At 43.7% G+C, this 21,559-nt stretch carries 23 protein-coding genes; 2 read left to right on the top strand and 21 right to left on the bottom strand.

The annotated features are described in order from the left end of the window. Positions 1 to 8: 8 nt before the first annotated feature. The 12 genes from ACVC7T_RS06165 to mnmA form a co-directional block, all read right to left on the bottom strand. Positions 9 to 1,529 carry a flavocytochrome c gene (locus tag ACVC7T_RS06165; RefSeq protein ID WP_105160029.1) on the bottom strand — a complete coding sequence of 507 codons (1,521 nt, stop codon included), beginning with the start codon at positions 1,527 to 1,529 and terminating at the stop codon, positions 9 to 11. 141 nt (positions 1,530 to 1,670) lie between these two features. Next, positions 1,671 to 2,123 (bottom strand): conjugal transfer protein TraF, encoded by a 453-nt coding sequence (gene traF, locus ACVC7T_RS06170; protein WP_105110266.1) that lies wholly within the window; start codon positions 2,121 to 2,123, stop codon positions 1,671 to 1,673. Between the two features lie 59 nt (positions 2,124 to 2,182). Continuing rightward, on the bottom strand, positions 2,183 to 2,794 hold the full coding sequence (gene rpsD, locus ACVC7T_RS06175; protein ID WP_105122426.1) for a 30S ribosomal protein S4: 612 nt from the start codon (positions 2,792 to 2,794) through the stop codon (positions 2,183 to 2,185). A gap of 204 nt (positions 2,795 to 2,998) precedes the next feature. Beyond that, complete coding sequence (locus ACVC7T_RS06180) at positions 2,999 to 3,250, bottom strand: Veg family protein (protein ID WP_105111313.1); 252 nt, start codon at positions 3,248 to 3,250, stop codon at positions 2,999 to 3,001. Between the two features lie 3 nt (positions 3,251 to 3,253). Next, entirely contained in the window at positions 3,254 to 4,609 is a 1,356-nt protein-coding gene (gene dnaB, locus ACVC7T_RS06185; protein WP_105138580.1) for a replicative DNA helicase, read from the bottom strand. A 40-nt stretch (positions 4,610 to 4,649) separates the two neighbouring features. Beyond that, positions 4,650 to 5,102 carry a 50S ribosomal protein L9 gene (gene rplI / locus ACVC7T_RS06190; RefSeq protein WP_105122429.1) on the bottom strand — a complete coding sequence of 151 codons (453 nt, stop codon included), beginning with the start codon at positions 5,100 to 5,102 and terminating at the stop codon, positions 4,650 to 4,652. 10 nt (positions 5,103 to 5,112) lie between these two features. Next, positions 5,113 to 7,074: a DHH family phosphoesterase gene (locus ACVC7T_RS06195; RefSeq protein WP_172074344.1), complete on the bottom strand. Its 1,962-nt coding sequence runs from the start codon at positions 7,072 to 7,074 to the stop codon at positions 5,113 to 5,115. 88 nt (positions 7,075 to 7,162) lie between these two features. Then, positions 7,163 to 9,073, bottom strand: a complete 1,911-nt coding sequence (gene mnmG / locus ACVC7T_RS06200) for a tRNA uridine-5-carboxymethylaminomethyl(34) synthesis enzyme MnmG (RefSeq protein ID WP_105160726.1) — start codon at positions 9,071 to 9,073, stop codon at positions 7,163 to 7,165. Positions 9,074 to 9,078: 5 nt separating this feature from the next. Continuing rightward, positions 9,079 to 9,531 (bottom strand): NUDIX hydrolase, encoded by a 453-nt coding sequence (locus ACVC7T_RS06205; protein ID WP_447262649.1) that lies wholly within the window; start codon positions 9,529 to 9,531, stop codon positions 9,079 to 9,081. Further along, positions 9,509 to 9,952 carry an NUDIX hydrolase gene (locus ACVC7T_RS06210; protein WP_447262650.1) on the bottom strand — a complete coding sequence of 148 codons (444 nt, stop codon included), beginning with the start codon at positions 9,950 to 9,952 and terminating at the stop codon, positions 9,509 to 9,511. The genes ACVC7T_RS06205 and ACVC7T_RS06210 overlap by 23 nt, the downstream gene beginning before the upstream one ends. A 16-nt stretch (positions 9,953 to 9,968) precedes the next feature. Next, positions 9,969 to 10,421, bottom strand: a complete 453-nt coding sequence (locus ACVC7T_RS06215; protein WP_105160723.1) for an NUDIX hydrolase — start codon at positions 10,419 to 10,421, stop codon at positions 9,969 to 9,971. A gap of 159 nt (positions 10,422 to 10,580) precedes the next feature. Next, entirely contained in the window at positions 10,581 to 11,705 is a 1,125-nt protein-coding gene (gene mnmA / locus ACVC7T_RS06220; protein WP_394735843.1) for a tRNA 2-thiouridine(34) synthase MnmA, read from the bottom strand. Between the two features lie 216 nt (positions 11,706 to 11,921). Here mnmA and sdaAB point away from each other — a divergent pair, with 216 nt between their 5' ends. Next, on the top strand, positions 11,922 to 12,593 hold the full coding sequence (sdaAB, locus tag ACVC7T_RS06225; RefSeq protein ID WP_024379555.1) for an L-serine ammonia-lyase, iron-sulfur-dependent subunit beta: 672 nt from the start codon (positions 11,922 to 11,924) through the stop codon (positions 12,591 to 12,593). Between the two features lie 12 nt (positions 12,594 to 12,605). Beyond that, positions 12,606 to 13,478, top strand: coding sequence for an L-serine ammonia-lyase, iron-sulfur-dependent, subunit alpha (sdaAA, locus tag ACVC7T_RS06230; protein ID WP_105122435.1), 873 nt, complete (start codon positions 12,606 to 12,608; stop codon positions 13,476 to 13,478). Positions 13,479 to 13,517: 39 nt separating this feature from the next. On the opposite strand, the gene ACVC7T_RS06235 is transcribed toward sdaAA, so the two are convergent. From ACVC7T_RS06235 to pgsA, 9 genes are all read right to left on the bottom strand, one after another. After that, positions 13,518 to 14,168, bottom strand: coding sequence for a hypothetical protein (locus tag ACVC7T_RS06235; protein ID WP_167786122.1), 651 nt, complete (start codon positions 14,166 to 14,168; stop codon positions 13,518 to 13,520). Between the two features lie 119 nt (positions 14,169 to 14,287). Next, on the bottom strand, positions 14,288 to 14,956 hold the full coding sequence (locus ACVC7T_RS06240) for a response regulator transcription factor (protein ID WP_447262651.1): 669 nt from the start codon (positions 14,954 to 14,956) through the stop codon (positions 14,288 to 14,290). Between the two features lie 3 nt (positions 14,957 to 14,959). Continuing rightward, positions 14,960 to 16,336 (bottom strand): sensor histidine kinase, encoded by a 1,377-nt coding sequence (locus ACVC7T_RS06245; protein ID WP_447262652.1) that lies wholly within the window; start codon positions 16,334 to 16,336, stop codon positions 14,960 to 14,962. 228 nt (positions 16,337 to 16,564) lie between these two features. Next, positions 16,565 to 17,533, bottom strand: coding sequence for an LPXTG cell wall anchor domain-containing protein (locus tag ACVC7T_RS06250; protein ID WP_447262653.1), 969 nt, complete (start codon positions 17,531 to 17,533; stop codon positions 16,565 to 16,567). Positions 17,534 to 17,745: 212 nt separating this feature from the next. Further along, the gene (locus tag ACVC7T_RS06255; protein ID WP_447262654.1) at positions 17,746 to 18,438 is read right to left on the bottom strand and encodes an aggregation-promoting factor C-terminal-like domain-containing protein; all 693 of its coding nucleotides are present in this window, start codon (positions 18,436 to 18,438) and stop codon (positions 17,746 to 17,748) included. 130 nt (positions 18,439 to 18,568) lie between these two features. Then, positions 18,569 to 19,366: an energy-coupling factor transporter transmembrane component T family protein gene (locus tag ACVC7T_RS06260; RefSeq protein WP_105160716.1), complete on the bottom strand. Its 798-nt coding sequence runs from the start codon at positions 19,364 to 19,366 to the stop codon at positions 18,569 to 18,571. Further along, positions 19,359 to 20,201, bottom strand: coding sequence for an energy-coupling factor transporter ATPase (locus ACVC7T_RS06265; protein ID WP_105122437.1), 843 nt, complete (start codon positions 20,199 to 20,201; stop codon positions 19,359 to 19,361). Before ACVC7T_RS06265 ends, ACVC7T_RS06260 begins: the two co-directional genes overlap by 8 nt. After that, positions 20,177 to 21,013: an energy-coupling factor transporter ATPase gene (locus ACVC7T_RS06270; RefSeq protein ID WP_172063956.1), complete on the bottom strand. Its 837-nt coding sequence runs from the start codon at positions 21,011 to 21,013 to the stop codon at positions 20,177 to 20,179. Before ACVC7T_RS06270 ends, ACVC7T_RS06265 begins: the two co-directional genes overlap by 25 nt. Then, positions 21,010 to 21,549: a CDP-diacylglycerol--glycerol-3-phosphate 3-phosphatidyltransferase gene (gene pgsA / locus ACVC7T_RS06275; RefSeq protein WP_105122462.1), complete on the bottom strand. Its 540-nt coding sequence runs from the start codon at positions 21,547 to 21,549 to the stop codon at positions 21,010 to 21,012. The genes ACVC7T_RS06270 and pgsA overlap by 4 nt, the downstream gene beginning before the upstream one ends. Between the last annotated feature and the right edge of the window lie 10 nt (positions 21,550 to 21,559).

A 21,559-nucleotide genomic window follows, 5' to 3' on the forward strand; every position in this document is an offset into this window, starting at 1 on the left:
CTTCGTCATTATTTTGCAAACTCTGCTGCCTTCATGCCCGCCTGACGGCCAAACACGATAATATCCGCCACCGCATTACCACCAATACGGTTTTGACCATGAACACCACCAGTTACTTCACCAGCAGCATAAAGACCAGAAATTGCTGAACCGTCTGCTTTCAATACTTCAGTATTGGTATTGATTTTCACACCACCCATTGTATGGTGAATACCAGGTGCAACTTTAATGGCATGGTAAGAACCAGTATTCAAAGCATGGTCCATACCTGATGTGCGACCAAATGCTGCATCATTTTTATCTGCCACAGCCTTGTTCCAAGTATCAAGTGTTGTTTGAAGAGCATCCGCAGGTACACCAATTTCTTTGGCCAAATCCGCAAGAGTAGCACCCGTTTTTACAAGACCTTTTTCTTCGTATTGAGCAATAGCCTTCACACGATCTTTCAAGGCATCATCAAAGATAACATAAGCGTAGTTTGGATCCAAACTATTGATAGCTGCAGAAACTTTATCACGTGTTTCCAATTCGTTAACAAAACGCTCACCTTTTGAGTTGACAAGGATAGCACCTTCGCCACGAACTGCTTCTGTAATCAAGTAAGAAGTTTCTTGCTCAACACTTGGGTGAATTTGGATTTGTTCCATATCAACAGTTGCTGCACCTTCTGATTCAGCAAGCGCAATACCATCACCTGTTGAACCTTCTTGGTTGGTTGTAACATAACCTTTCAATGCTGGATTTAATTTAGCAACCATTTCCAAGTCTGCACCGAAACCACCAGTTGCCAATACAACTGCTTTAGCTGAGATTTTCTTAGTTTCACCAGCAATCTCAACTTCAACACCTGTTACAGCCCCGTCTTTATCTTGGAGTTTTGTAACATCTGCATTAACAAAAATTGGTACTTCACGTTCAACAAGATTGTGGTAAAGACCATTTACCAAGTAGCCACCAACAGCTGAACCATCTGCTGGACGGTGTGTACGTTTTTCACTCATACCACCTGTAGTAGTCAAGTTACTAAGAGTAATACCCAACCCATCCAACCAGTCAATTGCACTAGCTGAATTGTCGACAAGATAACGAAGCAATTCGGGATCGTTTGTTCCCTTACCACCCTTCAAAGTTTCTTCATAGAATTTATCATTTGTATCAGCAATTCCTTCTGCTTCCTGGAATTTGGTTTGAGAAGCATTCATGCCGGCTGATGATTTAGCAGTATTACCACCAATAACTGGCATTTTTTCTAATAATACTACGCTAGCACCTGCATCTTTTGCTGAAATTGCAGCAGACATCCCTGCTCCACCAGAACCCACGACGATTACATCATAGCTGTCTTTCAATTCGGATGGATCCGTGTATTCCTTCACGGATGCACCAGAAACGGCTTCTTCTTTAGAAGATGAAGTTGTTGTACTAGACGTCGTTGACGTAGCTGAATTCTCTGCTTTACCACCGCAAGCAACCAAAAATAGAGCTGCAAGAAAAGCAAAAACAATACGTAACCATAGGTTTTTCTTCATAAGTTCCTCCTGTTTGTTGAGATATTCACATTATATCATTTTGTTTAATTTATTTCAATATATATTCTAAAGGAACAAATGAAATTGTGCAGTAAAACCAAAAATGCACAAGCTATTGCCAGTGCATTCTTATTACTTGTCTTATTTGTCGAATTGTGCAAAAAATTGCTCAATTTCTTCTATTGTAGCCTGACTACCTTTTTGAAGTATGGAAACTGCTTTTCCTCCTTCAATATATAACAAGCTTGGAACCGTTTCGATACCACTTGCCTTTAGAAACTGCTCTAATTGACCAGTTGGATCTTCTTCACTATCCAAATAATAGACAGTTTGTTGTGTTTGTTCAACTGTTTGACTCAATTTGGGAACAAAGGCTCTACAATATTGACAAGATTCCCGACCAACATACAAGAAAAATGAATCCTTGTTTGCTAATTTATTCTCTACTTGGTCAATACTTAGTTCTTGATAAGACTTAACAGCTTCCGCATATTCAGACGCAGCATTAACAGGTTGACTTGTTGACTTGACAAAGTAAATGATTGATGTCAGACCGAGAATGACTAGTACAATGCCAATGAATTTTCGTACCATTTTTCCTCCTAATTGATATGGAAAAAGCCCAGAATAGGGCTTTTAACTTTGAACAAATCTTAGAGCATTTTGTTGTAGAATTCTACGACAAGTGCTTCGTTGATTTCTGGGTTGATTTCATCGCGCTCTGGCAAGCGAGTCAATGAACCTTCCAATTTTTCAGCATCGAATGATACGAAAGCTGGACGGCCAAGAGTTGCTTCAACTGCTTCCAAGATAGCTGGAACTTTAGCTGACTTCTCACGAACTGAGATCACTTGACCAACTTCAACGCGGTATGAAGGGATATCAACGCGTTTGCCGTCAACAAGGATGTGACCGTGGTTTACGAATTGACGTGCTTGACGACGAGTGGTTGCCAAACCAAGACGATAAACGACGTTATCCAAACGACGCTCCAAAAGAAGCATGAAGTTGAAACCAAGGGTACCTTGTTTGATTTTAGTAGCTTGTACGAACAAGTTACGGAATTGTTTTTCACCCAAACCGTAAGAGAAACGCAATTTTTGTTTCTCAGCCAATTGCAAACCGTATTCTGATAATTTAGAACGGTTGTTTGGTCCGTGTTGACCTGGTACGTAGTTACGACGTGCCAATTCTTTACCTGTACCTGTCAATGACAAGCCAAGACGACGAGCTTGTTTCCAAGATGGTCCTGTATAACGTGACATAAAAATGTCCTCCTCAATAAAATAAATATATTGTAGGAAATAACGTTTTAAGCAAACCTGATTCGTGCAGGAGGCCTTCATCGAAACAGCAACGATTACTCTTCTTGCTGACCTTCTGTTGACGAGCTTCATTTTGCCCTGCTGTTATTTCGCACAAAGATTAGTATAACACAAAAAAAAGGCTCTGTAAAGCCTTTATATTAGTTAATCCAAATAATGAATCAAAATCTTCTCCGTCAAGATGTCTGAGTAGGTATAAGATTCCACAAAGGTATTGTTGGGATCCTCATACTCCACAATAAAGAGTGACTGATAGACCTCGATAATCCGACCTTGCTTGTTTTTTTCACGCTTACGCCCATTCTCCAGGGTCAATTCCACAATTTGTCCTTCATGGTCCTTAATATCCTGTTTGATTTGCTTCATCTTGGCAACATCTGTAAATGCATCACTCATGCTCTATCCATCCTCTCTCTTGGAAATACTTGCAAATTTATTATACTCTTTTTGGAACATGAGTTCCACGGTGCCACGCGCACCCGAACGGTTTTTCTCGATGATAACCTCGACCGTATTATTGGGAATACCACCGTCTTCCTGCTCACCCCGCTCATAATAATCATCACGGTAGAGGAAGGCAACAATATCCGCATCCTGCTCAATCGAACCCGATTCACGAATATCAGAAAGAACTGGACGTTTGTCCTGCCGTTGCTCAACTCCACGAGACAGCTGACTGAGGGCAATAACCGGCACTTTCAATTCCTTGGCCAGAATTTTCAGCTGACGGGAAATCTCCGAAACCTCTTGTTGCCGGTTTTCGCGACCAGTCCCTGTAATCAACTGCAAATAGTCAATCAAAATCAGACCGAGATTGCCAGTTTCTTGGGCCAATTTCCTCGACCGCGAGCGAATCTCCGTAATTTTGATACCCGGCGTATCGTCGATATAAATGCTAGCCCGCGCTAAATTGGCTTGAGCCACCATATACTTGTTCCACTCTTCTTGAGTCAAGTGACCCGTACGAATGGCACGCGAATTGATAACCCCTTCCGAGGCCAGCATACGGTCCACCAAGCTCTCTGCACCCATTTCCAAAGAAAATATGGCGACGGTCAAGCCTAGCTTGGTCCCGATATTTTGCGCGATATTGAGGGCAAAGGCCGTTTTCCCCACCGCAGGACGGGCCGCAAGGATAATCAACTCTTCCTCGTGGAGTCCTGTCGTCATTGCATCCAGTGCAGGATAGCCCGTCGCAATCCCCGTAATGTCCGAAGTCTGCTTGGCACGGGTTTCCAGATTATCAAAGTTGATATTGAGGACATCGTCAATCCGTTTGAAACCGCTACGGCTAGCTCCTTCGCTGACATCAATCAGGGCCTTCTCTGCATTGGCAATAATATCATCCGACCCGTCAGCTCCATCGTAGGCCTGATTAACAGCCTCTGTCAGACGAGCAATCAACTTACGCAGGTTGGATTTCTCAGCGACAATCTTGGCATAGAACTCCGCATTGGCCGCCGTCGGTACCGAACTAATAATCTCTGCCAAATAAGCCAAGCCACCGATATTTTCCAAGTCACCATGATTGACCAAGTAGTTACGCATAGTGGTCGCATCAATGGCCTCATTCTTATCCGCCAACGCAATCATTGCCTTGAAAATCAGCTTATGGGCATGCTTGAAAAAGTCTTCAGCCTCGATATACTCACGGACAAAGACCAGCTTGCCCTCGTCTAGGAAAATGGCACCCAACACCGACTGTTCCGCTAAAATATCCTGGGGCTGTACCCTCAATTCGTCTAATTCTGCCAAGATTTCACCTCCTCACCAATATGACTAAAAATCAAATAGTTTAAGCCTCTTTGATACTCAAATTGATGACGCCTGTTACATCCTGATAGATTTTCACAGGAACATCAATCAAACCCAAGGCACGAATTGGGTGGTCCAATTGAATATGACGCTTGTCAATCTTGATACCAAATTGTTTTTCCAATTCCTCGGCAATCTTCTTGCTGGTAATAGAGCCGAAGGTACGTCCGTCTGGACCCACTTTTTCGACAAATTTGACCAAGGTAGCTTCCTCAGCCAGCTTTGCCTTGATGGCTTCTGCTGCTGCAACCTGCTCGGCATGGGCTTTTTCTTTTGATTTTTCTTGACCACGCAGGGCACTGATGGCCTGGGTAGTTGCCTCTTTGGCTAAGTTTTTCTTAATCAAAAAGTTTTGGGCATAGCCTGTTGGCACTTCCTTGATTTCGCCTTTTTTTCCTTGGCCTTTTACGTCTGCTAAAAAGATAACTTTCATCTATTCTCTCCTAACTTTCACTAAGTTCCTGACGAATCGTATCCGTCAATTTATCATAGACTTGATCCATTGTAAGGTCGTAGACTTGGGCTGCAGCCAGGTTAAAGTGACCGCCTCCGCCCATTTCCTCCATAATCCGCTGGACATTGATTTTACTGTGGCTTCTTGCAGAAATCGCCACATAATCTTGAGTATTTTCCGTCAGAACAAAGACTGCCTCAATGCCTGCCATATCCAAAATGGTATCCGCCGCCTTACTTGGAACGACTGTATCATACTTGGTTCCTTCCTGGCCACGGGCAATGACGATTTGGGGTTCAAACCGCTGTCCTTGCAAAATCAGCTCGTTAATCTGACGGTATTCATCAAATTCTGTCGCTGAAATCTGCTGAATTTCCAGACTATCACTACCGCGAGTACGCAGATAGCTAGCCACATCGAAGGTCCGACTGGTCACGCGCGAGGTAAAATTCTTGGTGTCCAGCATAATCCCCGCCATCAACAAGCTTGACTGAAGACGATTAAGCTTGTGGCGCTTGTCATTCTGGAATTGAATAAGCTCTGTCACCAACTCACTGGCTGAACTTGCACCACTCTCGATATAGGTCAAGATAGCATTATCAGGGAAATCCGTATCTCTACGATGGTGGTCTACGACTATAACCTGGGTAAACAAATCATACAATTCCTTATCCAAGGTCAAGCTAATCTTAGAATGATCCACCATGATCATCAGAGAGTGGGAAGTAACCATCTGCTTGGCTTCTTGAATTGTAAGCAGGTTCGAACAATTCTCATCGCTCAATTTTTTTATCGCACGAACAATATCCGGGGCCATCTCATCGGGATTATAGACCGTATAGGCATTGTTCATGATATTTTGCGCAAAATACTGCATCCCAACAGAGGAGCCCAGAGCATCCATATCCAAGTTTCGATGTCCGACTACAAACACCGCATCGACTGACTTGAGCTTATCAGACACCGCTGTCATCATGGCACGAGTACGGGTACGAGTACGTTTGACAGATGATGCTGAGCCACCACCAAAAAAGAGCGGTTGTTTACGGTCGTCATTCTCTTTGACAACAGCCTGGTCACCACCACGGACCTCTGCCATGTTCAAATTTTGCAGGGCAACTTGACCAATTTGATGATGGTTGGTTGTCCCGTAAGCTAAACCCATACTAAGCGTTAGGCTTAATTCTAACTTTTTAGCCTCTTCACGAAACTTGTCAATGACCGAAAATTTATCTTCAATCAAACTTTCCAAAACACCGTAGTCCGTGAAAAAATAAAAACGATCCATAGAACCACGGCGGTAGTAAATGCCATAACCATTACAAAAATCGGACACAAACTGAGCCAAGAAAGAATTGACCTGGCTAATCTGAGAATCCGTTATTGTATCCTCCAGCTCATCATAGTTATCCACCGAAATGATCCCGATAACTGGTCGACTGCCAATCAAACTATTGGTTGCAGAATATTCATTGGAGGCATCAAAAAAGTAAAATAAGCCCTGTTCAAAATCAACATTGACCGCATAGCGTTTTCCAGAAAAATTAGCATAAACCCTATCTTCATCTAGACCGACATCAATAATTTCACGTAGCTTTTTCTGGTCAAATTCACCATTTTCCTGAGCGAAAATCAACTCCGCAAAAGGATTAAACCACTCGACTTGATTGGTCTCTGCTTGAACCTTAATCACACCGATCGGCATCTGATCCAAAAGCTTCATGAGACCAGAATTTGCCTGACTATTTAAATATTCAATCTGCTCCAGTTCGCTAAATTCATAGGAATGTTTCTGATAAATAAAGAGCACAACTAAGACAATTAAGCTCAGTAAAAGCGCAAAAATTGTGAGGACGCTTGTCGGAAAAATGCGGTGAATAACAGCCACTAGTCCAAACAAAATCAGTCCAATCATGACAAAATGAATTGTCGAAAATCGAAATTTTTTCATCACTAACCTCTGACTGCCATTCTACCATAAATTACCGAAAAATTCTAGCTATGACCCTGAAATCCAAAGGAAAAAGCAGTCACAAGGATTACTTCTTATCCTTATTTTTGGCAATGGAACGGCTACGCCCTTCCAAATAGACCATGAGAATGGAGATATCTGCTGGATTGACACCGGAAATCCGACTGGCCTGGCCGATGGTTTCTGGTGAAATCAGCTTGAACTTCTGACGGGCTTCGGTTGCTATGGAGTCAATGTCATCCCAGTCAATGTCGGCTGGAATACGTTTTTCTTCCATGCGTTTCATCTTCTCTACCTGATCCAAGGCCTTGGCAATGTAGCCTTCATACTTGACCTCTGTTTCAATCAATTCAATGGTCTTGGCATCCAAGTCCTCTGCCGCAGGGCCGATAAAGGCTACCGCATCTGCGTAGGTCACGTCTGGACGACGCATGAATTCCTTGGCAGTCAAAGCGTCTGTCAAGGGCTTGAAGCCCATAGCAACGACTTTTTCATTGGTTTCCTTGATTGGCTTGAGTTTAATAGACTCCAAGCGTTTCATTTCATTGTCAAACTGGTTTTTATGGATTTGGAAAACCTGCCAGCGTTCATCATCCACCAAGCCCACCTGACGACCAATCTCCGTCAGTCGCATATCGGCATTGTCATGACGCAAAATCAAGCGGTATTCTGCCCGACTGGTCAAGAGGCGGTAAGGTTCCACCGTTCCCTTGGTCACCAAGTCGTCAATCATGACACCTATGTAGCCGTCACTTCGTTTCAAAATCAGCTCTGGCTTGCCCTGTACCTTGAGGGCGGCGTTGATACCAGCTACAATTCCCTGACCAGCTGCTTCTTCATAACCTGATGTTCCGTTTGTCTGACCTGCTGTAAAGAGCCCTGAAATCTTCTTGGTTTCCAGCGTCGCCCGCAACTGGTGCGGCATGACCATATCGTACTCAATGGCATAACCCGTCCGCATCATCTGGGCATTTTCCAAGCCTTTAATAGAGTGAATCAAGTCCTGCTGTACATCTTCTGGCAGACTGGTTGACAGCCCTTGAACATAAATTTCATCGGTGTTGCGGCCTTCTGGCTCTAGGAAAAGCTGGTGGCGTTCCTTGTCGGCAAAACGGACAATCTTGTCCTCGATTGACGGACAATAACGGGGACCAATCCCCTTAACAATCCCTGAAAACATAGGTGCCCGATGGAGATTGCTGTTGATAATCTCATGGCTGGTCGCATTAGTATAGGTCAACCAGCAAGGAATCTGATCCTGCAAATAATCCTCATCCTTGGACAAAAATGAAAAATGGTTAGGCTTTTCATCGCCTGGTTGAATCTCCGTGTCTTCATAGTTAATGGTACGAGCATTGACACGCGGTGGCGTTCCTGTCTTGAACCGACCGATTTCAAGACCAAGCTCCTTCAGATTATCCGCCAGCGTGATAGAAGCAAGGCTATTGTTAGGGCCTGATGAATATTTGAGGTCACCGATGATAATCTCACCACGCAGGGCTGTACCAGTTGTCACTACGACCGCCTTGGCTGAGAATTTCTGGTTGGTAGCCGTGCGGACACCGATAACCTTGCCATCCTCCACCAAAATCTCATCAATCATAGTTTGACGTAGGGTTAGATTTTCCTGACGCTCCACCGTCCGCTTCATCTCTGCTGCATACTCTGCCTTATCTGCCTGAGCCCGCAAGGCACGAACAGCTGGCCCCTTGCCCATATTGAGCATTTTCATCTGAATGTAGGTCTTGTCAATGTTGCGGCCCATTTCGCCACCCAGGGCATCGATTTCCCTTACCACAATCCCCTTGGCAGAGCCGCCAATAGAGGGATTACAAGGCATAAAGGCCACCATATCCAAATTAATAGTTGCAAGCAAGGTCTTACAGCCCATCCGACTGGCTGCCAAGCCCGCCTCTACACCCGCATGCCCCGCACCAATCACGATGACATCGTAGTTTTCTGCAAATGTGTGTGTCATGTTGTTTACTCCTTCATGTTCATAATGTGTTTAACTTGTCCACTCCAGTTTGGCAATTCCTCTGCCAGAAAAACTGGTACGACATCTAGGTTGACAAGTTTGTCAACGTCTATCCATTCACAAGCTTGTTTCAAGTTGTCTTCAATCATCTCCTCAGGCATTTCTCCAACAGGCTCCACGATAAAATGAAGCTCGATATTGTGAAAGTCTATACCTTCATGTGTAAATTGATTTTCAACAACAAAAGCCAATTGATTGACACGACTGTCAACCCCTAATTCTTCTTTGACTTCTCGAACAGCCGCATCCGCTGCTACCTCATTGACCTCAACTGCACCGCCAATGGTATAATAACGGCCCTTAGAGTCCTTCGTGAGAAATATTTTCCCGTCTTTTATAAGCAATGCAGTGGCACGAACACCGAAAATTTGGTTGTCAACTCTGGTTCTGAAATCCATTTATCCTTCTCTTTTCTAAAATTTCGTCCAGATATGGAACTAAGTTTTTCTTATTTTTATCGGTAGGAGCTAACCATAGAAAATCTGTATGCTCTTCTGGGTCAAGAAGAATGGTTTTCGGTTGTTCAGGAAGTGTCACTTCATAGACTAGCCTTGTAAACACCGTCTGTTTTTCTTCATCAAACTGACTATCTTCATGGATAATGATCAGATTTTCCTTTTCTATCGAAATACCTGTTTCTTCAAAACACTCTCTCACTGCAGCATCACGGGGCAATTCATTCTCTTCGACACGACCGCCTGGAATGTCCCAATATTGAGGAAAAACATTGGGTTTGCCACGCTTAGTCTGCGAACGCTGAATAATCAAGTAGCTGTCTGCAACAGTCAGCAAGACATGGGCAATCAATTTAACAGGCATGGTTTCCTCCGCTACTTTAGTTGTCTTTGTTCATAAAATGCTTTAGTTGTCCGTCCCAGTTGGCTAACTCGGTCTTAAGAAAGGCTGGATTGAGATTCAGTTTCTCTAAGCCCGCAAAAGCAACCCATTCACACTGGCGAACAGAATTTCCTTCTTCCAGATTGGTAGCTGGATTAGACAGTGGGGTAACTATATAGAGAAATTCAATCTGATGATAGGATTTCTCCTGCAAGGTGAACTGATTTTCAACGATGAAAGCTAGTGGTCCAACCTCCACATCAATTCCGATTTCTTCTTTCATTTCCCGTTGCACAGCCTCTTCGGTTGTTTCGCCAAGCTGAATAGCTCCACCCAAAGTGTAGTATTTCCCTTCAGGCGACTTAACGAGATAAAGTTTCTCATCTTGTACCACCAAGCCCGTTGCCCGAACACCGAAGATTTGATTGTCGTGTCTCGTTCTGAAATCCATCTTCTCTCCCCAATCGCAAAAAATAGCCAAAACTCTCGAAAATTGCAGGACAAAAAAGCCTACAATTCCCATGAGCTTTGACCATCATAGTTCTTGTTAGAAATATTGTATCAAATTGTCCTGACAAGTCAAGTTAAACAATCTTTACAAACCTGTCAACTAAATATACTGACAAGCCACTCCATCCTTGTAGGCCATATCAATCATTCCACCGCCCAGACATTCTTGTCCGTCATAGAAAACAACGGCTTGTCCTGGTGTGATAGCCCGTTGTGGCTCTTCAAATATGACTTCTGCCTTATCACCTCTTACCTTGACAGTTACTTGACTGTCTGGTTGACGGTAGCGGAACTTAGCTGTACACTCAAGTGTGAATTCTTCAGGCATATCACGTGTAAAATGAACTTGACTAGCCTGTAAAGAAGTTGACATCAAGGACTCATGATAGAAGCCTTGTCCGACATAGAGGATATTTTTGGACAGGTCTTTTCCGACAACAAACCAAGGTTCATTATCCCCACCGATTTGTCCTCCGATACCAAGCCCGCCCCGCTGGCCGATCGTATAGTACATGAGGCCTGTATGTTCTCCCATATCACGACCGTCAACGGTCATCATGCGACCGGGCTGGGCTGGCAAATACTGCCCTAAAAATTCTTTGAAGTTCTTCTCACCGATAAAGCAGATACCTGTCGAGTCTTTCTTCTTAGCTGTCGCCAAGCCTGCTCGCTCTGCTATTTCCCTCACCTGAGGCTTTTGTAAATGGCCGAGCGGAAACATGGTTTTCTGCAACTGTTCCTGTGATAGTTGGCTAAGGAAATAGGTCTGGTCCTTGCCATTGTCTGCTCCACGTAGCATATGGACGGTGCCGTCCTCGTCGCGTGACACCTGAGCATAATGCCCTGTCGCCACATAGTCCGCACCCAAGTTCATAGCGTAATCCAAGAAGGCCTTGAACTTGATTTCCTTGTTACACATGACATCTGGATTGGGCGTCCGTCCTGCCCGATACTCTGCTAGGAAGTACTCAAATACGCGGTCCCAGTACTCTTTTTCAAAGTTGACAGAGTAGTAAGGAATGCCGATCTGGTCTGCCACTACAGCCACATCCTTGTAATCTTCTGTTGCTGTACAGAAGCCATTTTCATCCGTGTCATCCCAGTTTTTCATGAAGATGCCGATCACATCGTAGCCCTGCTCTTTGAGCAAGAGAGCCGTAACCGATGAATCCACACCGCCACTCATACCGACAACAACACGGGTTTTCGAATTGTCAATTGACATCATCTTCTCCCATCTTTTCGTAGAAATAACGATTTGAAGGTCGTATTCCAAAAATTTTTTCAAAAAACGATTTGAAGGTCGATTTTGAACAACTTGTATTATACCACACAAAAGGGAGAAGAAACAGGAATTTGGTATTGAAACCCCATTCATCTAGGCATTCTATCCAAATCAAAAATTTGATATAATAGTATTAAGAAAAACGTGAGGATAGTTATGACAAATTTAAAATTTCAATCGGTCTTTGATATTATCGGGCCTGTTATGATTGGACCTTCTTCCAGCCATACAGCTGGGGCAGTCCGCATTGGGAAAATTGTGTCTTCCATCTTTGGTGATGAGCCAACCGAGGTCGAATTCCAACTTTACAACTCTTTTGCCAAGACCTATCGTGGGCACGGTACGGATGTGGCCTTGGTAGCAGGCATTTTAGGCATGGATACAGACGACCCACGCATTCCTGACTCTCTGGATATTGCTCGGGAGCGTGGTATTAAGGTTTACTGGCGTGTCAACAAGGACAGCAATACCCCCCATCCCAATACCACACGAATCATCATTAAAAATGACAAAAAGTCCATCTCAGCCACAGGCGTTTCAATTGGTGGAGGCAATATACAAGTAACGGAGCTCAACGGCTTTTCTGTCAACCTGAATATGAACACTCCGACAATTATCATCGTTCACCAAGATGTTCCAGGTATGATTGCCAAGGTAACTGACATCTTATCAAAATACAATATCAATATTGCTCAAATGAACGTGACACGTGAACAAGCTGGCGAAAAAGCTATTATGATTATCGAAGTGGATGCTCGCCAATGTGAAAATTCTATTGCAGAAATTGAAAAAATTCCCCATCTGCACAATGTTACCTTCTTCAACTAGAAAGAGAAAGACATGTTTTATACTATCGAAGAATTAGTTCAGCAAGCCGAACAGTTTTCTGGCAATGTAGCTGAACTCATGATTGCGACTGAAATTGAATTGACAGGGCGTAGCCGAGAAGAAATCTTGACAATCATGTCAAGAAACTTGACAGTCATGAAAGCGTCGATTGTTGACGGATTAACAGAAAGCAAGTCCGTTTCTGGATTGACAGGTGGTGACGCTGCCAAGTTGGACGCTTATATGAAAAAGGGCAAGACGCTGTCTGATTCCTCTATCCTATCGGCAGCAAGAAATGCTATGGCTGTCAATGAGTTGAACGCCAAAATGGGCTTGGTCTGTGCCACCCCAACTGCTGGCTCTGCTGGTTGCTTGCCTGCCGTTCTTGGTGTTGCTATTGACAAGTTAAGCTTGACAGAAGAGCAACAACTTGACTTCCTCTTTACAGCTGGAGCCTTCGGTCTAGTTATCGCCAACAACGCCTCCATCTCTGGAGCAGAAGGAGGCTGTCAGGCAGAAGTTGGCTCTGCCTCTGCTATGTCAGCAGCGGCATTAACCCTTGCTGCTGGAGGAAGTCCCTACCAGGCTAGTCAAGCTATCTGCTTTGTCATTAAAAATATGCTGGGACTGATTTGTGACCCAGTCGCAGGTCTGGTAGAAGTCCCATGTGTCAAACGAAATGCAATGGGAGCAAGCTATGCCATGGTGGCTGCTGATATGGCACTGGCAGGAATTGAATCAAAAATTCCTGTGGATGAGGTTATCAATGCCATGTACCAAGTGGGTTCTGCCCTACCAACCGCCTTCCGTGAAACTGCCGAAGGAGGCCTAGCTGCCACACCAACTGGTCGCCGACTGGCACAAGAAATCTTTGGTGAAAATTGACAACCTTGTCAAGATAAAAGGACCTCTACGGTCCTTTTCTTATTGTTTTGTAAAGCTGATTTTATCCAAGGTCGTGTCGTTGGTGTCAACTTCTGTCAAGGTCAAGGTTGATCCGCTTAAACTATAGGTATCCGCTTCGCCATCGATATAGGCAATTTTTTTCTCAAGGTCCAAAACGACTAATTCACTATCTTGTTCCCCATCATTGTCAACTTCAACCAGGCTACCCTGATTGCCTTTGATGGTCAAGGTATACGTATCATTTCCGACCGTAGCTGTATAAGTTCCATCTAGCTCTGAACTATCTACCAGAGTAATGCCATAACCTGCTGCAACTTGCTCAGCTGTGATCGCTGTTGTAGTTGTTGAAGAAGCTGCTGTTGTACTACTTGATGCTGTTGAGCTAGAGCTTGCAACAACTGACTGGGCCGTGGTGACTTGATTATCATCATCGTCTGATAGACCCAGGCTCTGTTCAACTTGAGTTTCTAAAGCTTCCAAACGATTTTCATATATTTCAGCTGCGACAAATCCACCTGTTACCAAGAGTAGAGCTCCTGCTGAAAGCAAGATGATTGATTTTTTACTCATCTTACTTACTTTTGTTTTTAAACTGGTTAGGAGAGATGCTTTTTCTTCCGTTTGCACTTCTTGCTCGATAATTTGCTTGTTTTCGTTTTGGTTTTCCATTTGTGTTTCCTCTTTTTTACGATTTTCTTCAGCTCTTTGCTGATAAGTCTATTATAGAGGACAATTCTCAACACTTTAGGTAAAGTTTCTAAACAGTTTCTAAACAAATTCGAAAGAATTTATGCATTGAGTCGGTAACCGGCTCCCCAAACCGTTTCAATCAAATCTGCCCCCAGCTTATCCCTCAGTCGATTGATATGGACCGTTACTGTTGCACTATCGCCTACATAGTCATAGCCCCAGATTGTCTCGAAGAGTTGATCTTTTGAAAAGACCCTGTTGGGATGTTGGGCGAGGTGAACCAGTAATTCAAATTCCCTATGGGGCAACTTGATCGGCTGCCCTGCTTTTTCCACCTTCCAACTCTCCAAATAAATCACCAAATCACCAACCCGCAGTTCCTTCTCCTCTTTGGTAGGTTGCAGGCGTTGGTAGCGGGTCAAATGGGCTTTCACACGCGCAACCAACTCCATGGGATCAAAGGGTTTGCTGATATAGTCATCTGCTCCTAAGCCTAAGCCCCGAACGACATCCATAGTTTCTTGTTTGGACGTCACCATCAGAATAGGAAAATCTACTTGGTTACGGAGGTCGCGGCAAATATCATAGCCAGTTTTGTTAGGGAGCATGACATCTAAAAGTAAAAGATTATAGGTTTCTGTTCGAATCTGCTTTTCAACTAGGGCACCATCTGTTATGACATCGACTTGATACCCCTGCATTTCCAAATAATCTCGCTCAAGCTGTGCAATTTCGATATCATCTTCAGCAATCAATATCCGTGTCATTTCTTATCCTTTCTTAGGCAGATGAATGGTAAAGATCAATCCAGCCTTATTTTCAACCACGATTGTGCCACCCAGACGATGCACAATATTGTTTACAATTGAGAGTCCCAGACCATGTCCATCCACTTGCTGACGGGCCTGATCTACCCGGTAAAATTCCGTAAAGAGTTTGTCAAGCTGGTCCTTCGAAACGCCTTGGCCGTTATCAGCAAAAGTCCAAACCACTTGATTTCCTTCAGTAAAGCCTGAAATGGTCAACAAAAGCGGGTTAGCAGTAGCATATTTTCGCGCATTGTCTACCAAGTTATCCAAAATCCGTCTAAATTGGACTGGGTCCAATTCAACAGGTAATTCCTCTGTTACTTGTAGGCGAAATTCAATTGCTTCATCTACCAATTCTGCCTTCTTCTCGCTGATATAAGCTTTGAAAAACTCCCGCAGATCGACTTCTACTGTATCAAATGGCAATTTATCGGTCTCTAGTTGAGAGAAAACGAATAATTTCTCCAACAATTTCTCCATGACCAATGATTTCTGATAGATAATGGTCAGGTAGTTCTGCCGCATTTCATCTGTATTGGCGATTCCGTCAAGAATCCCCTTAGTATAGCCCTTAATGGATGTGAGAGGTGTCCGTAAATCATGGGATATATCCGCTACCATCTGGGTCCGATTCTGTTCATACAGGCGATTTTTCTCCTGAGCCTCCAACAAGCTTGTCTGCATTTGGTTGAAACCTTCTGTCAATTCTTCAAATTCTCGATCACCGCTATAATCTAGATTTTCCTGGTAATTTCCCTTGCGAATCCGCTCAACCCCCTTGTGGAGTTCATCCATCGGTTTCATAATTGCCTGAAGGATGCGTTTGGTAACCATCAAATTCAAGGTCAAAATGACTGCAATACCAGAGCCACCCATTACCGCAATTTGTAACAAGAAGGTCTGAAATTCCCTAGCGTCTTGTTGGTCTTCCGTATCTTCAATTACCGCATAGAGGGAGACTGTTTGTCCCTGCGTTTCCAACTGCCTACTGATTACAATTTCCTCATCAATGTAGGTCAAATGAGTAGTCTCGCTAATTGCAACAGCCGTGACATCCTCTACATCTTCCTGGATATTGGAAAACAAAATAAAACCGTCACTCTCCACATAGAGCTGGGCCCCTCCACTTGCTAGTTTCTCTGCTAGAGACACATAATCTGTTCCCGAAAATTCTTCAATGCTGGTTTGGCTCATCGCTGTTTTCTGACTTGTGGACAATAAACTACTCCGATTCAGATAGATGTTATTGACAACAAAGACACTGATGACCAACATGGCAAGCAGAGAAATCCCTAGCATCAGCATATTAAGACGAAAAATCCGTTTTTGTAAATTCATCTGCCATTTTCTTCCTTAATTTTTCCAACATTATAAGCAAAATCCATCTATTTGTAAAGTTTTCTTGCTTCAAATTCACGATAACTCTAACCATAACTCGTTTCTCAAATACCAGCTTACATTTTGAATGCTTACGTTCTGTTCTATCTTTCAGCCGATAAAGCCTAAGAGCTGAAAGTCATATAAACGAAAAAAGAGGCAAATTCTGCCTCTCTTAATAGGATGTGATTAGATTTCTTTTTTCTTAGCTACAACTGCTGCTGCACCAAGGAGACCCAATGCTGGAAGCAAATACACAAGACTATTTGTTTGACCAGTATTTGGGAGTGTTGCTGCAGTAGTAGAAGTAGTTTTAGCAACTGGTTCTGAAGCTACTGCTGCTGGTGCTGAAGTTACCGCTGCTGGTGCTGGAGTAACTGCTGCTGGTGCTGGAGCAACCGCTGCTGGTGCTGGAGCAACCGCTGCTGGTGCTGGAGCAACCGCTGCTGGTGCTGGAGCAACAAGGCTAGCTGGGTCGATTGATGGAAGTACTGGAGCTTTTACACTCTCACCTTTAGCTGTTTCGATTGCTCCTTCAATCGTTGAAGGATCGATTGTTGGCAATTCTGCAGCTGTCGTACCTTCACCGTTTGTATAAAGGTAATAGTCACCGTCTTTACCACCAATTTGAACTGTTGGAAGTGCTTCTGCTGTTGGTGCTTCAGTTGGTACATTTGTAAGATACAAACCATTCTCATCCAAGGCTACTTTAGCTTCTTCCAAAGCTGGTGCAGTAACGCCTTCACCATTTACTTGAATATCAACTGTGCTTGGGTCCAAAGCTGGTAGTTCTGCAGAAGCTGTTACACCAGTACCTGTAGCATAAACATATGGTTCGCCATTTTCAAAAGCAAGTTTAACTTCTGGGACCTCTGTAGTAGTTCCTTCTCCATGAACGTGGATATCAACTGTGCTTGGATCCAAAGCTGGTTTGTAGTCAGAATTCAATACGCTTGAACCTTTAGCTGTCAATTCACCTGTATTCAAATCAAACGTTGGAATTGGATCAGCTGTTACACCAGTACCATGCGCTGTAACGTTAGCAACCTCAACTTCAGCTGCAGATACAGTTGCTGTACCTGCAACAGCAATTGCTGCTAATGACAACAAACCGATTGAAGTTTTTCTAAGTGAAAACTTGATTGTATTATTTGACATAATGATTCCTTCCCCTATTTTGTCAGAAATAGTATAATCTCATTTACCTATATTCCTATAGATATAACTCCATTATATATATATATATATCGGTTGTCAAGCATTTTGTTGCAGAATTTTTATATTTTTACCCTTTTTTACAAAAAATGGACAGGCAATCGCCTGTCCTAACTATCTCATCCTCGAATATCTCATACAGGCCTCTGGTTAGCTTAATACCAACCATTGGCAATCCAGAACTGGTAGGCATTTTCCCATGAACCGTAACGTTGCAATACATAGTTGTCTGCTACACGCTCCTGGTTTTCAGGTGAAAAATCACCATTTAGGTAAGAACTTGTGAGCTGGTAACGACCATAGTAGATACCATTTTGAGCTGTATAGCTGCCACCAGACTCTTTTTGAGCAATAAATTCTTTGGCAGCTGCTTCACCGACACCTACAGTAACAACTGGCTGGGCTGCTTGAACCTGAGCTACAGGTTGGGCTTGGACAGCTTCAGTAGCAACTTGTTGCACCTGTACTTGTTGATATTCAGGCTGAGCAACTTGAACAACGGGCTGTTGTACTTTTGGGGTTGTCTCAGGGCTAGCTACTTGACTTATTTCTGTAGCTGGAGCAACTTCTTCCGCTTTGGAAGCTTCAGTCGTCGTACTTTCCTCAGTACTCTCTGGTTTCTTCTCTTCTTTTACATCAGAAACCTTCTTCTCTTCCTTGGATTCATATGTTTTCTTTATCGTATCCTCTTTGGCTGCAACAGCTGAAGAATTGGTAGATTGGTCAACAAAATCAGCAATGCTAAATTCAGAATGGTAGGTATCAGCGATAGCAACGCCAGTTGTAAGTGCTACAAGGGCGGTCGCTACTCCGATAATTACATTTTTCAATTTTTTTGTAAATGTCATAAAATATATAGTTTCCTTTCATATGACTGAAACTATCTTACAACTTGATTATTACTTTTGTTTTATAATTCCATTACAAATATTACAGCATTGTTTGTTTTTTACTAAAAAACACGATTGTTCGTGTTTTTTAAGGGGTTTTCAAAAAATATAAGAGCAATCCCAAACAAATCATAGCCAGAATTGCTAGGCTATCTGCCAACTTCCAATCCAGTACCCTATACTTGGTCCGGCCATCGCCCCCCTGATAACCTCGAGCCTCCATAGCTGTCGCCAGGGCATCTGCTCGCTTAAAACTAGATGCAAAAAGCGGTATCAAAATAGGGATAACGGACTTAACCTTTTGAATGATATTTCCTTCATTGAAATCAACACCACGCGCCCGCTGAGCGTTCATAATCCGAGTCGTGTCATCCATCAAGGTCGGCACAAAACGCAAACTCATGGACAACATAAGCCCAATTTCATGAACTGGCACCTTGATTTTCTTGAGAGGAGCAAGCCCCGCCTCAATACCATCTGCCAAACTAAGTGGTGTTGTTGTCAGAGTTAGGAGAGTTGAAAAGAAGATAATCAGGACAAAGCGCACAAAAATCACTGCCGCCTGTTGCAAACCTTCCACCGACAATTTGAAAATCCAGAATTCCCACAAAACCCTTGTTCCTGGTGTAAAGAAAATCTGGAAGAAAGTGGTAAACAGGATAATCCCAATCATGGGCTTGACACCATTGATGAAAAAGGACAAGCGAATGCGAGAGAGCAAAATCAAACCGAGAACAAAGGCAATCAACAGCGCATTGGTTACCAGATTATTGGCCCAGAAAATAATTAACAGAAAGGCAAACATGGCCAAGAGCTTACTTCGAGGGTCTAGGCGATGCAACAGCGAGTCACCAGGAATGTAGCGACCTAAAATTAACTTATCCATGCGTCACCATCCTTGTAAATTCCTCAATCGTAATAGGCAAGCGCTCAAAAACAAAGCCCCTGCGCTCCAGATTGGCAGCAAACTTGGTGATTTTGGGAACACCCAGCTGGATCGATTCCAAAAAATCAACCTCTTGGAAAACATCAATCGGCTTGCCAGAACGAACCAGCTTGCCCTTTTCCATGATGTAGACAAAATCAGCATAATTAGCCACGTCATCCATCAGATGCGTCACCAAGACAATGGTCATCCCATTCGCATGGAGTTTCTTGAAAATATCCATCAGCTCTTGACGACCAGCCGGATCCAAACCAGCAGTCGGCTCATCCAGAACTAAAACAGACGGTTCCATAGCCAGGATGCCCGCAATGGCTACACGGCGCATCTGACCTCCAGACAAATCAAAGGGACTGCGGTCATAGACTTCCTCTGAAATACCAACCAGAGCCAATTTTTCACGCGCAATCTTCTCAGCCTCTTCCTTAGAAACACCAAAATTCTGCGGACCGAATGCCACATCCTGCAAGACAGTCTCATCAAAGACCTGGCTTTCTGGAAACTGAAAGACCAAGCCGACTTTCTTACGCACCTGCTTGATATCCTTACTTTGAGATGTGCCCGTGATAACCACATCATCGATGACCACACTGCCTTCTGTCGGTACATTAAGACCATTCAGAAGCTGTAAAATCGTCGACTTCCCGGATCCAGTATGACCAATCAATGCCGTATAGGACCCGTCCACAATCTCCAAATCCACACCAAAAAGCGCCCGCCCCTCAAAAGGAGTGCCGGCCTGATAGGTATAGCTTACTTCTTGGAGATGAATTCCCATACAGTTTCCTCTAATTCTTCCTCTGTAAAATAGCGGAGCGGAACAGCTAGTCCAGCCTGACGCAAGGACTGGGCCAAGTCTGCCGTAAAGGGCTGGGCCAAGTCCAAATCAGCCAAATCGTCCCGCATAAACAAGTCAGCTGGTGTCGAAATCGACTCTACTTGACCATTTTTCATAACAATAACCCGATCACTAAGCGCTACCTCATCCAGGTCATGGGTAATGGAGATAACCGTCATGCCATGCTGATCCTTAATATCTTTAACAATCTGAATCAAATCCAGGCGCCCCTCTGGATCCAGCATGGAGGTCGCCTCGTCCAAAATAATAATCTTTGGACGCAAGGCAACCACACCAGCAATGGCAACACGTTGTTTCTGACCGCCAGATAGACGAGCTGGTTCTCTAATCTTGAAATCAGCCATTCCAACCAATTCAAGCGCCTCCTGGACGCGCTGACGCATTTCAGCCAAGGGGATGCCTTGGTTTTCCAAACCAAAGGCCACATCGTCCTCAACCGTTGCCCCGACGAATTGATTATCTGGATTTTGGAAAACCATACCAATCAAGCGACGCTTGTCCCAAACATTGTCAACAGTCAGCTTATCTCCATCAATAAAAATATCTCCAGACTCAGCCTCCAAAAGACCATCAATCAGACGAACCGTCGTTGACTTTCCTGAACCATTGTGGCCGATAATGGACAACCATTCCCCCTGTTTCACGTGAAACGTCACGTCGTTTAAGGTATAATTTTCAGCTTCTTCTTCGTATTTATACTTGAGATGCTTTACTTGGATAATATCTGTCATTTGAATGTATCTTTAAATAAATAAGACGCACCCTTGAAATAATCATAGCCTGAGTAGAGGGTGAAAAAGAGTGCGATATAGAGCGTGATTTGACCGAGCAAATTCCAGTGCAATAGGAGAAAAATAATGGCAAACATCTGTGAGAAGGTCTTGATTTTACCTGGCATAGCCGCAGCTAGTACAGTACCACCATTTTCTACCAACAATAGGCGAAGGCCTGTCACGGCCAACTCACGACAGATGATAATAGCCACCACCCAGGCAGGGGCAAAACCAAGCTCCACCAGCATGATGAAAGCCGTCATAACTAAAATCTTATCAGCCATGGGATCGGCAAATTTTCCGAAGTTGGTCACAACCTGCCATTTGCGGGCCAGATAGCCATCCAAATAGTCTGTCACACTAGCCAAGGCAAAAATAATCGCAGCCAAATAATGGCTCAGTGCATCTTTCCAGACGGTCAAGAGTAGGATAAAAATCGGAATCACCAGTATCCGTCCTACCGTCAAGGCGTTGGGTATGTTTTCTTTTTTCATTTTTTTCATA

The sequence above is a fragment of the Streptococcus sp. P25B114 genome (assembly GCF_053010325.1).